Below are 14,612 nucleotides of genomic sequence, written 5' to 3'. Positions count from 1 at the left end.
TCGGGTCAGCGTTTAGCCTATTTATTTGTATATACATTTAATATTTAGCAAAGATCTAGGTGATTATGAATTTGATCCTCAAAAACGCACGAGTGGTCTCCATGAGCTCGGGAGCCGATGGTTATCAGCCCTCTTCCCCTCAAGATATCGTTATCGAAAGCGGTAAAATCGTGTCCATCTCTTGTTCAAACCAAGGCGTACTTGCTTCTGAGTTAGAACAAGTAAGTATTGATGGTTCTTTGGATTACATCACCTATGATTGCAAAAACAAGTTAGTCACCCCTGGGCTGATTGATTGCCACACTCACCTCGTATTTGCGGGTAATCGTGCCAATGAATTTGAGCAGCGTTTGAATGGTGTGTCTTACACCGACATCGCCAAGCAAGGCGGCGGCATTCTAGCGACAGTCACTGCAACACGCGCAGCGCAAGAGTCTGAGCTGGTTGAAATGGCTTTGCCTAGACTCGATGGTCTACTAAGAAGTGGCGTAACCAGCATCGAAGTAAAATCTGGCTATGGTTTAACACTTGATGATGAACTCAAAATGTTACGCGCAGCCAAAGCGTTAGAGAATCATCGTCGAATTAAGATCACCACCACTCTCCTTGCAGCGCATGCTGTGCCACCTGAATATAAAGAACAACCGGACAGCTATATCGATTTGGTTTGCCAAGAGATCATTCCTAAAGCTGCAGAGCAAGGGCTCGCCGATGCTGTTGACGTGTTTTGCGAATCTATCGGCTTCAACCTAGAACAAACCGAACGTGTATTTGCAACAGCCAAAGCACATGGCCTCGCGATTAAAGGCCACACTGAACAACTTTCGAATATGGGTGGTAGCGCACTTGCAGCAAAATACGGCGCACTCTCTGTTGACCATGTTGAGTACTTAGATGAAACCGGAGTAAAAGCACTGGCAGAATCAGGCACAGTTGCCACCTTGCTACCCGGCGCCTTCTATTTCTTGAAAGAGACTCAACAGCCACCTATCGCCCTACTTCGTGAACACAAGATTCCAATGGCGATCGCGACCGACCTAAACCCCGGCACTTCTCCCTTTGCTGATTTAACGCTGATGATGAACATGAGCTGCACCCTGTTTGGTACGACGCCTGAAGAAGCGCTGCGCGGTGTAACTTGTAACGCAGCCGCTGCCATTGGCGATTCACAAACTAAAGGCAAAGTCGAAGTAGGTTATGCCGCTGATTTGGCTATCTGGAATCTCGAGCACCCAGCAGATCTGAGCTATCAAGTTGGTGTTCCTCATCTGCATAAACGCATTGTTAATGGCGAGGTGTGTCATGACTCAATCTAAATCCAACGGCATCCAAGATAATGCAGCAACCACACATAACTTTGTATGGACTGGGCGTAATGATCTTGAAGATGGCGCACTCGGTACTCGCGTTCATCACATTACCAAACAAGTTCAAAGTAGCGATTTAAGTAACGAGCTGACTGACGGTGCTATCGCCTTGGTAGGCTTTGCCAGCGATGCTGGAGTTGCAAGAAATAAAGGACGCGTAGGCGCGAAACAAGCACCTAACCTGATTCGCCAAGCGTTGGCTAATATGGCTTGGCACAGTGACGCGCACATCGCGGATCTCGGTGATATCGAGTGCAATGATGGCCAACTTGAAGTCAGTCAAAAACAGTGTGCTTCGGTTATTGCCAATGCTTTATCAACCAACAAAGTGATTACCCTTGGCGGTGGTCACGAGGTTGCTTGGGCATCGTTCCAAGGTCTTGCGGAACATCTACATAAAACGGAACACCGACATAAAGCTCAACACCTTGATAAAGGTCAGCCAGAACGCAAACCTAAAATAGGCATCGTTAACTTTGATGCTCACTTTGATCTTCGAGAATTCGAAAGCGACATTGCTGATGTCAAACCCAGTTCGGGTACGCCTTTCAACCAGATTAGCGATTACTGCCATACACATCAGTGGCCTTTTCATTACGCTTGTCTTGGTGTGAGTGCGGCTAGTAATACCAAAGCGCTGTTTAATAAAGCAGACCAACTGGGCGTTTGGTATGAACACGACCGCAACATGACCCAAGTAAACCAAGTCGCTCAACTGGTTAAGTTACAAAAATTCATCGCTGAGTGTGATTACCTCTATCTCACTATCGATCTAGACGTATTTCCAGCGGCGACTGCGCCGGGCGTCAGTGCACCAGCGGCAAGAGGCGTGAGCTATGAAGCACTCGCTCCTTTTCTAGAACAGATTTTCCAACACAGTGAAAAACTCATTATCGCGGACATTGCGGAATACAACCCAGACTACGACGTCGATGGCCAAACGGCTCGATTGGCGGCACGTTTGTGTTGGGATATTGCCTCTGCAATGGCCAGCGACTAATCCAGCTATACCGATAACTACAGCTATACCGATAACTACAACTACAACTACAACTACAACTACAACTACAACGATATAACGTGAAACAGAAGGAATTCCAAAATGACGGAACACCACAACAGTGACCCTCGTCTCGACACGACTCGCGAAATTCGCGCACCTCATGGCACCACATTGCGCGCTAAATCTTGGTTAACAGAAGCACCACTGCGTATGCTGATGAATAACCTAGACCCTGATGTGGCAGAACATCCACATGCACTGGTTGTGTATGGCGGTATCGGTCGCGCGGCACGTGATTGGAAATGTTATGACAAGATTGTTGAAGTATTAGAGCGTTTAGAAGACGACCAAACGTTACTTGTTCAATCAGGTAAGCCTGTAGGCGTGTTCCCGACTCATAAAAACGCACCCCGCGTACTGATCGCGAATTCTAACCTTGTTCCACACTGGGCGAATTGGGAACACTTCAACGAGCTCGATAAAGAAGGCTTGATGATGTACGGTCAAATGACAGCAGGTAGCTGGATTTACATTGGCTCTCAAGGCATCGTTCAAGGTACTTATGAAACGTTTGTCGCTATCGCGAAGAAGCATTTCCAAGGCGAAGCAAACGGTAAGTGGGTTCTAACGGGTGGTCTTGGCGGCATGGGTGGTGCTCAACCTCTCGCAGCTACAATGGCTGGCTTCTCGATGATTGCGGTTGAATGTGATGAATCACGAATCGATTACCGCTTGCGTACAGGCTATGTAGACAAAAAAGCCACCAGCATCGATGAAGCGATGGCAATGATTAAAGAATCAGACACACCTATCTCTGTTGGCTTACTTGGTAACGCAGCAGACGTATTCCCAGAGCTAGTTGAACGCAATATCACGCCAGACGTAGTGACTGACCAAACCTCTGCCCACGATCCACTGAACGGCTATTTACCTCAAGGTTGGACGATGGAGAAAGCAGCTCAAGAGCGTACCATTGATGAAGCTAAAGTTGTGAAAGCCGCTAAGCAGTCCATGGCCATTCAAGTACAAGCTATGCTAGATCTTCAGTACCGTGGCGCTGCGACCGTAGATTACGGCAACAACATTCGCCAAATGGCACTGGAAGAAGGTGTAGAAAACGCATTTGATTTCCCAGGTTTCGTTCCAGCCTATATACGACCTTTATTTTGCGAGGGCGTCGGTCCGTTCCGTTGGGCTGCCCTTTCTGGCGACCCAGAAGACATCTACAAAACAGACCAAAAAGTAAAAGAACTGATTCCTGACAACCCACATCTACATAACTGGCTAGATATGGCGCGTGAACGCATTCAGTTCCAAGGCCTACCAGCTCGTATCTGTTGGGTTGGATTGAAAGATCGTGAACGTTTAGGACAAGCATTCAATGAAATGGTGAAAAATGGCGAACTGAAAGCACCAGTTGTTATCGGTCGTGACCACCTAGATTCGGGCTCAGTAGCAAGCCCGAACCGCGAAACAGAAGGCATGATGGATGGCTCTGATGCAGTTTCTGATTGGCCTCTTTTGAATGCCCTTCTGAACACAGCTGGTGGCGCAACATGGGTTTCTCTGCACCATGGCGGCGGCGTTGGCATGGGCTTCTCACAACACTCGGGTATGGTGATTTGTTGTGACGGTAGCGAAGATGCATCACAACGTATTGCTCGTGTACTTCACAATGATCCGGCTACTGGCGTTATGCGTCATGCTGATGCGGGTTACGATATTGCCAAGCAGTGTGCTAAAGAGCAGAAGCTTGATTTACCTATGCTAAACGAAGAACTTCGTCGCCTTTAATGTCTGGAGAAAACATGTTGAATTTATTACTTAAGCCAGGACTTCTAGGCCTGCCTGAACTGCGTAAGATTAGCCGTAGCCCTGTGAGCTTATCACTTGATCCAGCAGCGATTCCAGATATTGAAGCGAGCATGCACGTTGTCGAGCAAGTGATTGCTGAAGATCGCACTGTGTATGGCATCAACACGGGTTTTGGCTTGTTAGCAAATACCAAAATCGCCCCTGAGGATTTAGAAGTACTACAGAAAAGTATCGTGCTTTCTCACGCGGCGGGCATTGGTAAATTCATGTCTGATGAAACTGTTCGCTTGATGATGGTGTTAAAGATTAACAGCTTGTCTCGCGGTTACTCTGGTATCCGCCTCAAAGTGATTAATGCCCTTATCGATCTTGTGAACGCACAGGTTTACCCATGTGTTCCACAAAAAGGATCTGTGGGTGCTTCAGGAGATCTTGCTCCCCTCGCCCACATGAGTACGGTACTGCTAGGTGAAGGCCAAGCACGCCACAACGGCAAGATCATCACTGGCTTAGAAGCAATGCAGATCGCAGGCTTGGAGCCTATAACGCTAGCACCTAAAGAAGGTCTGGCGCTGTTAAACGGCACACAAGCATCGACAGCCTTTGCACTAGAAGGTCTGTTCGCAGCTGAAGACTTATTCGCGTCTGCAACCGTGTGTGGTGCAATGTCTGTAGAAGCCGCGCTAGGTAGCCGTCGTCCGTTTGATCCGCGTATTCATCGCGTTCGTGGTCATCGTGGCCAAATGGATGCAGCACTTGCTTACCGCCATATGCTTGATCAAAAGAGCGAGATTGGTGAATCACATACTTGTTGTGAAAAGGTTCAAGATCCTTACTCACTGCGTTGTCAGCCTCAAGTGATGGGTGCTTGTTTACAGCAGATTCGTAACTCAGCAGAGACCTTAACGATTGAAGCAAATGCCGTATCCGACAACCCGCTTGTTTTCGCTGACGATGGCGACATCATTTCGGGCGGTAACTTCCACGCAGAACCTGTCGCAATGGCAGCAGATAACCTTGCATTGGCCATTGCCGAGATCGGTAGCTTGTCAGAGCGTAGAATGGCGCTGCTGATTGATAGCGCGCTAAGCAAACTACCGCCTTTCTTAGTCGATAACGGTGGCGTGAACTCAGGCTTTATGATTGCTCAAGTAACGTCTGCAGCACTCGCTAGTGAGAACAAAACCTTGGCTCATCCGGCGTCAATAGACAGCCTGCCTACTTCTGCAAACCAAGAAGACCACGTATCAATGGCCACCTTTGCCGCTCGTAGGCTTAGATACATGGCTGAAAACACCCGTGGGATATTAGCAGTAGAATATTTAGCAGCAGCACAAGGGCTCGATTTCCGTGCTCCGAATCTATCCTCTCCTCGTGTGGAAGAAGCGAAACAGATTTTGCGTGAGAAAGTGAGCTTCTACGACAAAGACAGATATTTTGCACCGGATATTGAACAAGCTAACCTGTTGCTCAAATTGTCCGTTCATAATCACCTAATGCCAGAAGGTACTTTGTGTAGCTTTTAAAGCAAAAACATTCTGAACAACACCCATTAGAGTGTCATATAAACAAGGGCTATTAATTAGCCCTTGTTGCATTGAGCCAAAGGCCATATCTCCCTTCAAATCGTCACATACCATCCAACGTATTTATCTAATTGACTGATATATAAGCAAAGTTAACTGGATAGACCATTAAAACCAAGTTAGTTAGCTATAATCCCCGCCAGATTTGATGACTAATAGCGATACTATGTTTCTGACACCTTACTTTTCTACTGAAGACAATCAATTTCAATTCACTCGTGAACAAGCTAGCCACTTTGCAAAAAAAGTAGCCGCTGACTTCAACCCAATTCACGATGAAGACAACAAGCGCTTCTGCGTGCCTGGCGATCTTTTGTTTGCAGTACTTCTGCAAAAAGAAGGCATCAGCCAAAAAATGCGTTTTGATTTTTCAGGTATGGTAGGTAACGGTATTGCGCTAAGCGTTGACAACAAGTGTGAGAAAGAAAGCTCACTGGTTGACGAGAAAGGCAAAGAGTACCTACACATGTCTTGTGAAGGTGAAAAGAGCCACGACCAAGCATTCATCGAGCACGTAGTAACAAATTACGTTAAGTTTTCAGGTATGAACTTCCCACATATCATGGTTCCTCTTATGGAAGAACAGCAAATGATGATCAACTGCCAACGTCCTCTTGTGATTTACGAGAGCATGGAAGTTGAATTTACTCGTCTAGACCTATCTCACCCAGAAGTTGAATTCTCAGGTGCGACTTTTGATGTTGAAGGCAAGCGTGGCATCGTGACACTGAACTTTGATTTCAAAGAAGACGGTGAAGTAGTCGGTAAAGGCGTAAAGCGCATGGTAGCAAGTGGTCTTAAGCCATACGACCAAGCTTCTGTAGACGACCTAGTAAACCGCTTCAACGAACGTAAAGAGATGTTTCTAGCTCAGTTCGCAGCTGCCGCTTAATCAGCACTCTTATTTACATCACTTGATGTAAATAGCTAGAGACAAGATCAATAAAGCCCAGCTTGGTATCACAAGCTGGGCTTTTTCATTTCGATGACTAATGACATCAAGCTACTCAAGTCAAAACTAAACCCAGCGTCTAACCTTTTGTTTATAATCAACATATTCCGCACCGAACAATTGCTCTAGAGCGCGTTCTTCTGGCTTAATTTGGAACTGATTCATGTACATTACGAATACAAAACTGAGTAAAACACTGAACAGGTTTTGGAAGAAATAGCCAAAACAAAACAGTAGGATAAATAGCCCTAGATACATAGGGTTTCGCGTGTAGCCAAAGATTCCACTGTCCACAACTGCAGAAGCGGTGTCGACTTTGATCGGATTAACGGTGGTTTTCTGTTTGCGAAACTCCCATATGCCTGATATCCCAATAACACCACTCAAGACAATCCCGATACCGAGCACAACCATTCGATAAGGCATTGCCAATGTTCCTTGGCTCAACTGCTGAGCGCAGAAGTATGATGCTACGAATACAATAATGAACAGTGCAACGGGTGGTACTTTTAATTCTAGAAAATTCATACTTTTCCTTATTAACATTCCTTTGTTAGTTTAGAAAAAAGCCCAGCAATTGCTGGGCTAAATGTATTAAAGAATTTTTGCTAGCGCTTGTAATGGGTGAGCAAGCTTCTCACCTTCAAAACGCTTCACTTGGCTACGGCAAGAATAGCCCGTCACCAAACAACGATCTTTTGGTAAGTCCTGCATTTGAGGCTTCCAGCTTAAACCGTATATGTCTTTCGACATTTGTAACTTATCAACTTCATGCCCGAAGGTGCCCGCCATACCACAACAGCCAACCGGAACGCTGGTTAACGCAGCACCAAAGTGCTTGAAGATAGTGCCCCACTCTTTTTCAGCGTTCGGCATTTTGGTTTTCTCAGTACAGTGAGCAAACAAGTACCACATATCTTCACTTGCTGAACGTGCTTCGAACTCACCTAACGATGGCATTAACCATTCATGCACGGTAAGCACATCAAAGTCGCCACGTTTGTCACCTAAGATCTCTACGTATTCATCGCGGTAACAAAGCACAAGAGCCGGGTCCACACCCACCAAAGGAATACCGATATCCGCCACCATCGACAAGAAATCCGATGTTGATTTCGCTTCACGCGCAAAACGACTTAAGAAGCCTTTAATGTGCAGAGCTTTACCATTTGGCTTAAACGGCAGCAACACCGGAATTTTACCAAGTTTTTGAGCCAGAGTGATGAAGTCTTCAATCACCTCCGCATCATAAAAGCTAGTGAACGGGTCTTGAACGATCAGCACATGCTGTTTCTTCTCTTCAGAAGACAAGCCTTCTAAGTACTGTAAGTCGAAGAGTTGCAGCTCTTTGCTCGCCAGACGATTTTTAAGTGTAGGTACCGACATCAGTGGTGCATCAACATAACCGACCGTTTTCGCCGTTGCGGTTTGTATCCATTTTTGACCCAAGGCAGCGTTAACAACCTTTGGCACTTTCGCCATTAGCGGCAGCATGGTTTCAATGTTGGCGACTAAATAGTCTTTTGCAGGGCGTTGGTAGCGTGAGTAATAAATGTTTAAGAATCGAGAACGGAAGCTCGGAACATCAACTTTAATAGGACACTGGCTCGCACACGCTTTACACGCCAAACAACCGTTCATCGCTTCATGAACTTCATGCGAGAAATCGTACTCATGGCGTTTGTTCATCGTGTTACGAACACGTTCCACCATGGTTTTAATCGGAGTATTGTCCTTCAGCGCTTCTTGCTCTAAATCGAGAATATCGACGCCTTGTTCCGTTAACTGACGTAACCATTCACGAACCAAGCCTGCACGGCCCTTTGGTGAATGACGACGGTCAGCCGTGACTTTCATCGAAGGACACATTGGCGAACTCGTATCGTAGTTGAAACACAAGCCGTTACCATTACATTCCATCGCTTGCTTGAAGCTATCACGGACTTGTACGTCGATCTGACGATCGTAGAAACCACGCTTGGTATCAGTGACTTTCACCAACTCAGCATCGCTTTCTAACGGCGTACAGATCTTGCCTGGGTTCATCTTGTTATGCGGGTCAAATGCCGCTTTAACTCGTCTTAATTCGGTAAACAGCTCTTCACCAAAGAAGTCAGGACCATACTCAGAACGGAAGCCTTTACCGTGTTCACCCCACATCAAGCCGCCGTATTTAGCCACCAGCTTAACCACTTCATCAGAGACTTCATGCATCAATGCTTCTTGCATCGGATCACACAAATCTAAAGCAGGACGAACGTGCAGTACGCCCGCATCCACGTGACCAAACATGCCGTAGTTCAACTCTTTTGAATCGAGTAATACTCTAAATTCAGAGATGAAGTCGGCCAAGTTTTCTGGTGGTACACAGGTATCTTCAGCAAAAGCGACTGGCTTAGCTCGGCCTTTCGCCGCACCTAATAGACCTACCGCTTTCTTACGCATGTTGTAGATTCGGCCAATGCTCGCTAAATCACTGCACACTTGGAAGCCAATCACACCCGCGTCTTCAGTTTCTACCATGCTTTCAAGCTGTGCGGTCAGCGCTTGAACTTGTTGTTCAACTTCCGCTTCATCTTGGCCTGCAAACTCAACCATGTTGATACCAAGCATCTCTTTATTTGGAACATCCATAAGCAAATCGCTCACGGTGTGCCAAACAATGTCTTGTTTCGCTAGGTTCAATACTCTTGAGTCAACGGTTTCAACAGACAGCGCTTTCGCTTCTACCATGAACGGCGCATTACGCAGTGCAGAATCGAACGTGTTGTATTTCACGTTAACCAACGTTCGTGCTTTTGGAATCGGCGTGAGGTTCAGCTTTGCTTCAGTGATGAATGCTAATGAACCTTCTGCACCACATAGAACACGAGTCAGGTCAAAGCTATCGTCTTCTTCGTTGATTGCGTTCTTTAAATCGTAACCAGTTAAGAAGCGGTTCAATGGTGGGAATTTATTAAGAATTTGAGCGCGCTTATCTCGACAAACGGCTTCAGTTACTGTAAGGGCATGGTGAGCAAATTCACCTTCAGCAGGTAAGCCGTGTGATAAATCGGATTCGAGACATGAACCATCTGCGAAGACGGCTTGCAGCGACAACACATGGTCAGACGTTTTACCGTACTTCAATGACCCTTGGCCCGAAGCATCGGTATTGATCATTCCACCTAAGGTTGCTCGGTTACTGGTAGAAAGGTCTGGAGAGAAAAAGTAACCATACGGACGCACAGCATCGTTCAATTGGTCTTTAACGATACCTGACTGAACTCTTACCCAGCCTTCTTGCTCGTTAATCTCAAGAACCTTGTTCATATAACGAGACAGGTCAACCACAACGCCTTTTGTTAAAGACTGTCCGTTGGTACCGGTGCCACCGCCACGAGGGGAAAAGGTCACGCGTTCATAAGCAGATTTTGCACCCACTTTACCGATCAACACAACGTCTTGAGTTGTTTTAGGGAGAATGACTGCCTGCGGCAATTGCTGATAGACACTGTTATCAGTCGCCACAGCCAAACGGCTAGAATATTGAGATTCAATGTCGCCAGTAAAGCCCGCTGTTTTTAGTTCATCTAAAAAGCGTACGACAACTGGATCGACATCAGCATTGAGTTGAAGTCTTGGTAACATTTGCTTCCTGCCCCTACTTCGCTGATCCTATCAGCATTGGGTTATCTGAGATTTTTAATATTTTTCTTTGAATTTCGTCACTTTACTACTATTAAGATCATATAAAAAGGTGATCAAATAAGAATCTCGGTGCAAGAATGGAGAAATAGTCACTTTCGTCTTAATTCAGTAGTAAGATAGTAGATAACTTTTTTACGACATCTCCATGAGCAAATAACAATGAAAAAAAGCAAAACAGTCACAACTGAAGATATTCTTCTTAAGCTATGCCAATCAGTCTCAAACGTACTTACTTCAGCGACGGCTTCACAGGTGTCCTACTCAGCCATGGTTCAAAAGATCAACAAGACAAGTCTTAAGCCAGATTTTGGTTGTTTCGTCTTGTTCGACGGCGGTTTTTCAGGTCTTGTTGTTATCAATTTTACGTCGAAAGCAGCGCTAGAGATCTACACAAATTACATGCGTAACATGGGCATGCCTGAAGACGAACTCGCTGTACTTCATACTTCAGACGAAGTAGGTGATGTATTAGGTGAGTTGATGAACCAGTTGGTTGGCGACTTTACCAACAAAATCCGTAAAGAACTGCAAACTAACATCACACAAAACCAACCGAAAATGCTAGCACTGAACAAGCAAGTGAACCTTTCTGTTGATACGAACTTAGATCGCCCGCAAGCTCGTCGTGTTACTTTCTCTACTGCCGACAACAACATTTTCTACCTTGAGCTTGCAATGGACAAAACAGAATTCATCCAATTGGAAGAATTTGAGATCGCTGAAGACGAATGCCCAGACAGTATTCTTGAAGCGACTCAGAAAAAAATGCAAGAACCAAAGCAGCCAGAGCAAAGTTCAGGCAACGATTCTGCAGCTGATTTACTCGATGAACTTGGAATCTAGTTTGCGAAAGCTCTAGCACTTCCTAAAAATCGTGTCACTAACGCCATCAATCCTCTTGATGGCGTTTTGTTTTGTCCGGGAGTCGCTACTTCCTTCATATATCCTTATCTTCCATAATCGTTCACCACATTCCTACAAATGACTTTTGACTTTGCTGTTACTCGCCAAAACATGTAAAATGTTGGACTTTTAAAAATTTGCGGTAATGATTAAGTTGTCGATGGATAAGAAAAAAGCCCTAAAGAAAATTGCCAAGTGTCTTGAGCTTGGAAACTCTGCGAACGTCAATGAAGCTGCCAATGCGATAAAAATGGCGCATAACTTGATGCTGAAATATGGTCTCGAAAAGGACGATATTGAATTTATCAAGATGGGAAAAACTCAATCCAGTCACCTGTTACCTGCAAATATCAGCTCTACACTGCTGCGTGTTATTCGTGGTATTAACACCAAGTTTGGCGTAGAAGCCGTGTTACTGAATCACAAAGGCCTTAAGCGCGTTGAATTCATTGGTGAAGCCGATCGCGCTATCTTCGCGGCTTTTGCGTTCGATATTATTTATCGCGAACTGAATGAGCACACTGGCCAATTCAGAAACAGTTTTGCGGGCTCGGGAACAGGGACACTAGAAGTAACACGTCGCGTAAACTCTTACGTTTCGGGTTGGGTAGAAGGTGCGCTTGAAAAACTGCCTGTTATCACCCCAGACGACGAGTCAAACAACAAGATCAATAACTACATTGATAAAGAGTTCCAAAACATCGACCGCGAAACGTTCAAACAACAACTCAGAGAAGCGATGAAAAACCTCACCGCAGACTATGAAGTTGGTTTGAAGAAAGGTCGAAAACTGTCTGTAAATCGACCAGTTGGCGGAACTCAAGCCGTTAAAAAGATAACTAAATCATAGAGCCACTTTACATTGCTTCAGCGTATTGATAAAAACCACCAATAGGACTTATTGTTGTCTTTCGTAATTCATGCGTTTGACAGAAGTACATGATGGAGAAATACGTTGAAAAAAATCACACTAGCCCTGGCACTCACTGTTGCTCTAACGGGCTGTCAAGCGACACAACGCCAAAACGCGACAACCGGCGAATCTGAGACTAATTCCGCAACTCAAGGCGCTTTAATTGGTGCAATCGCCGGCGCTGTTGCTGGTGCAGCTACGGGTGACGACTCTAAAGACCGTCGTAAGCGTGCACTCATCGGCGCAGCAGGTGGCGCCGCAGTTGGCGGTGGTATCGGTTACTACTTTGACCAGCAAGAAGCTGCACTTCGTGAAGAACTCATGAACTCAGGCGTTCAAGTAGAGCGTGTTGGTGAGAACCAACTTCTACTTCGCCTAGAGAACGGCATTGGCTTCGATTCTGGTTCTTACGCTTTAGAATCAAGCATCCACAAAACACTTCGCGGCGTTGCGCGCATCTTAGTTGAATACCCAGACACTAGCCTAGTGATCGAAGGTCACACTGACAGCACGGGCAGCGAGTCTTCTAACCAAGTTCTTTCTGAGCGTCGTGCTGAATCGGTTCGTGCATTCTTGATCTCTCAAGACGTTGCTGCAGGCCGTGCCATTGCTCGTGGTAACGGTGAACGTTACCCTCTATGTGACAACAACACCTCTCAAGGTCGCGCTTGTAACCGTCGCGTAGAAATTCAAATCTTGCCGCTTAAGTAGCACGATTAAAGCCCAGTTCGTCTTTATCTATTGAATTAACCTCTATATAGTTGCTTATCGTCGTGTTGCTTGTTCAAAGTCACACGACTAGCCATATTCATACTGATATACCGACTCTGGGCTTTTTAACGAGACTTATCTATTGTTTATCCTATCCAACTTTCTGTCATCATCACTTCTTAGAACTCTATTTTTCACCCTCATCTTTTCTACAATACAGTTCTCTACTGCACACATCGTTCATGCAGAAAGCAACGTTGCATTCTCTATAGAATCTCAACCTCAAGATCCAGTTTCTCAATACCAACTAGCTCAAGCTTATGAATCAGGTAATGATGTCCCTTTGAGCACCAACGATGCATTTTATTGGTACTCGCAATCCGCAGAAAACGGCAATGCAGATGCGCAATTTAGGCTGGGTCAATGGTACTTGGCAGGATCAGGTGTAGAGCAAAGCAACAAGCTAGCTTTAGAATGGTTTATTAAATCAGCCTTACAAGGTAACCAACGCGCGCCCATCGAAGTCGCAAAGCTCTACGAATCCTCACTTCAGGAAGAACTCCTAAAACCATTAGATGAAGCACAGCTATGGTATGAAGCGGCCTTAAAAAACAATCCAACAGCCGAAGATGGCTATAACCGTATTCTGGAAGCGCAATTCAACCAGCAACGTGCCAAGCAGATCTCTTCGATTGAGAAGCTCAATGACAACGTCATTGCTGAAAGCAGCACGAATCAGAGGCTATCTAATCCAGAGCGAGCAAGTAGCTCCCCTTCTTATCTGCCCTCTAGAGAGCAGGTAACACGTTCTAACCTAACGTATTCAGACTATCTAATTGGCACAGCCTTAGCCGTGTTGATTTCAATTGTCAGCATTATCATGACTCTGGTGATATCAAAAAGAAGACACGCTCTAAAATCGGGTGAATTGGGGCAACAAAAGCAGACACTTGAAGCACAGCTTAGCTCGAAAGACTTCACTATTAAGCAGCAGAAACGTCAGCTACACACGATGTTCCATGAGTTAAAAAAACAGAAAAATGACAACAGCCTGAACAATTTACAAGTAGCCTGCGCTCTATTTGGGTATACACCTAGCTCAATTCCGAATCAAAAAAGCATTAAAATTCGATATAAACAGCTATCCAAAATCTACCACCCTGATGGTTACGGATGTGACGAAGAGATGAAACGTTTGAACAATTCGCTAAAAACCATCCTTAAGAGTGTTGCAAAAACGTAAACAACCAAGCAAGCTCGATTTCCAAAGTCGCAAAGATATCGATTTTATTAGTACTGCAATCGATCCCCCTCTCAAAAACAGGTAACAAACTATTAACTAATGAGTCTTATTTGTGTCATAATTTGCGCCGAAAATACACCTGACTTAAACAGGTGAGGAGAGAATATGTTCACAATAGAAGGCGTTTGTGATTGGTGCAAAAAGCCAAGCCTAGTTAAAAAGCACGACTACCTAGATGGTAAGTGTCATCATGCATGTAAAGAGTGCAATGATATGGCCACCATTGATGTTCGCCAGTTCAATATTGGTGAAATGGAAATGAGAGCAAAACTCTCCCAAGCGACATTGAGATAAGCAACACCGTTGAAATATAAGAAAGCGCCTAAGGCGCTTTTTTTGTATCTGAGATTTATCTTCTTATCTTCTTAT

General features: G+C 45.2%; 12 protein-coding genes. 10 read left to right on the top strand and 2 right to left on the bottom strand.

Annotated features, from left to right (window positions below; genetic code table 11):
• Positions 1 to 65: 65 nt before the first annotated feature.
• The 5 genes from hutI to AB4180_RS10580 all read left to right on the top strand — a co-directional run bounded on the left by hutI (position 66) and on the right by AB4180_RS10580 (position 6,663).
• Positions 66 to 1,316: an imidazolonepropionase gene (gene hutI / locus AB4180_RS10600; protein ID WP_029225354.1), complete on the top strand. Its 1,251-nt coding sequence runs from the start codon at positions 66 to 68 to the stop codon at positions 1,314 to 1,316.
• Positions 1,303 to 2,367 carry a formimidoylglutamase gene (gene hutG / locus AB4180_RS10595; protein WP_017099836.1) on the top strand — a complete coding sequence of 355 codons (1,065 nt, stop codon included), beginning with the start codon at positions 1,303 to 1,305 and terminating at the stop codon, positions 2,365 to 2,367. The genes hutI and hutG overlap by 14 nt, the downstream gene beginning before the upstream one ends.
• A 102-nt stretch (positions 2,368 to 2,469) precedes the next feature.
• A complete protein-coding gene (hutU, locus tag AB4180_RS10590) occupies positions 2,470 to 4,164 on the top strand; it encodes a urocanate hydratase (protein ID WP_017078666.1) in 1,695 nt (564 codons plus the stop codon).
• Positions 4,165 to 4,178: 14 nt separating this feature from the next.
• On the top strand, positions 4,179 to 5,711 hold the full coding sequence (gene hutH, locus AB4180_RS10585) for a histidine ammonia-lyase (protein ID WP_032499002.1): 1,533 nt from the start codon (positions 4,179 to 4,181) through the stop codon (positions 5,709 to 5,711).
• A 226-nt stretch (positions 5,712 to 5,937) separates the two neighbouring features.
• Positions 5,938 to 6,663, top strand: coding sequence for a DUF3581 domain-containing protein (locus AB4180_RS10580; protein ID WP_010438254.1), 726 nt, complete (start codon positions 5,938 to 5,940; stop codon positions 6,661 to 6,663).
• A 126-nt stretch (positions 6,664 to 6,789) separates the two neighbouring features.
• On the opposite strand, the gene AB4180_RS10575 is transcribed toward AB4180_RS10580, so the two are convergent.
• Complete coding sequence (locus tag AB4180_RS10575) at positions 6,790 to 7,251, bottom strand: isoprenylcysteine carboxylmethyltransferase family protein (protein WP_017099834.1); 462 nt, start codon at positions 7,249 to 7,251, stop codon at positions 6,790 to 6,792.
• A gap of 66 nt (positions 7,252 to 7,317) precedes the next feature.
• Complete coding sequence (locus AB4180_RS10570; RefSeq protein ID WP_102249884.1) at positions 7,318 to 10,353, bottom strand: FAD-binding and (Fe-S)-binding domain-containing protein; 3,036 nt, start codon at positions 10,351 to 10,353, stop codon at positions 7,318 to 7,320.
• A 219-nt stretch (positions 10,354 to 10,572) separates the two neighbouring features.
• Between AB4180_RS10570 and AB4180_RS10565 the strand changes: the two genes are divergently transcribed.
• From AB4180_RS10565 to AB4180_RS10545, 5 genes are all read left to right on the top strand, one after another.
• Positions 10,573 to 11,256, top strand: a complete 684-nt coding sequence (locus AB4180_RS10565; RefSeq protein ID WP_009846485.1) for a DUF3334 family protein — start codon at positions 10,573 to 10,575, stop codon at positions 11,254 to 11,256.
• A gap of 220 nt (positions 11,257 to 11,476) precedes the next feature.
• Positions 11,477 to 12,166, top strand: a complete 690-nt coding sequence (locus AB4180_RS10560; RefSeq protein ID WP_009846484.1) for a DUF2786 domain-containing protein — start codon at positions 11,477 to 11,479, stop codon at positions 12,164 to 12,166.
• 105 nt (positions 12,167 to 12,271) lie between these two features.
• Positions 12,272 to 12,940 (top strand): OmpA family protein, encoded by a 669-nt coding sequence (locus AB4180_RS10555; RefSeq protein WP_009846483.1) that lies wholly within the window; start codon positions 12,272 to 12,274, stop codon positions 12,938 to 12,940.
• Between the two features lie 142 nt (positions 12,941 to 13,082).
• Complete coding sequence (locus tag AB4180_RS10550) at positions 13,083 to 14,183, top strand: tetratricopeptide repeat protein (RefSeq protein WP_017099832.1); 1,101 nt, start codon at positions 13,083 to 13,085, stop codon at positions 14,181 to 14,183.
• Between the two features lie 165 nt (positions 14,184 to 14,348).
• Positions 14,349 to 14,537, top strand: coding sequence for a hypothetical protein (locus AB4180_RS10545; protein WP_017098749.1), 189 nt, complete (start codon positions 14,349 to 14,351; stop codon positions 14,535 to 14,537).
• Positions 14,538 to 14,612 lie beyond the last annotated feature (75 nt).

Origin of the sequence: Vibrio sp. 10N.286.49.C3 (genome assembly GCF_041469545.1) — a bacterium.
GTDB lineage: Bacteria > Pseudomonadota > Gammaproteobacteria > Enterobacterales > Vibrionaceae > Vibrio > Vibrio tasmaniensis_A.
Note: the sequence above shows the minus strand (reverse complement) of the source record. Positions and strands in the feature narration are given on the sequence as shown.

Excerpts from the sequence above, each read along its gene's own strand:
- hutI (WP_029225354.1), top strand. The coding sequence starts at position 66 with ATGAATTTGATCCTCAAAAACGCACGAGTGGTCTCCATGAGCTCGGGA.
- hutG (WP_017099836.1), top strand. The coding sequence starts at position 1,303 with ATGACTCAATCTAAATCCAACGGCATCCAAGATAATGCAGCAACCACA.
- hutU (WP_017078666.1), top strand. The coding sequence starts at position 2,470 with ATGACGGAACACCACAACAGTGACCCTCGTCTCGACACGACTCGCGAA.
- hutH (WP_032499002.1), top strand. The coding sequence starts at position 4,179 with ATGTTGAATTTATTACTTAAGCCAGGACTTCTAGGCCTGCCTGAACTG.
- AB4180_RS10580 (WP_010438254.1), top strand. The coding sequence starts at position 5,938 with ATGTTTCTGACACCTTACTTTTCTACTGAAGACAATCAATTTCAATTC.
- AB4180_RS10575 (WP_017099834.1), bottom strand. The coding sequence starts at position 7,251 with ATGAATTTTCTAGAATTAAAAGTACCACCCGTTGCACTGTTCATTATT.
- AB4180_RS10570 (WP_102249884.1), bottom strand. The coding sequence starts at position 10,353 with ATGTTACCAAGACTTCAACTCAATGCTGATGTCGATCCAGTTGTCGTA.
- AB4180_RS10565 (WP_009846485.1), top strand. The coding sequence starts at position 10,573 with ATGAAAAAAAGCAAAACAGTCACAACTGAAGATATTCTTCTTAAGCTA.
- AB4180_RS10560 (WP_009846484.1), top strand. The coding sequence starts at position 11,477 with ATGGATAAGAAAAAAGCCCTAAAGAAAATTGCCAAGTGTCTTGAGCTT.
- AB4180_RS10545 (WP_017098749.1), top strand. The coding sequence starts at position 14,349 with ATGTTCACAATAGAAGGCGTTTGTGATTGGTGCAAAAAGCCAAGCCTA.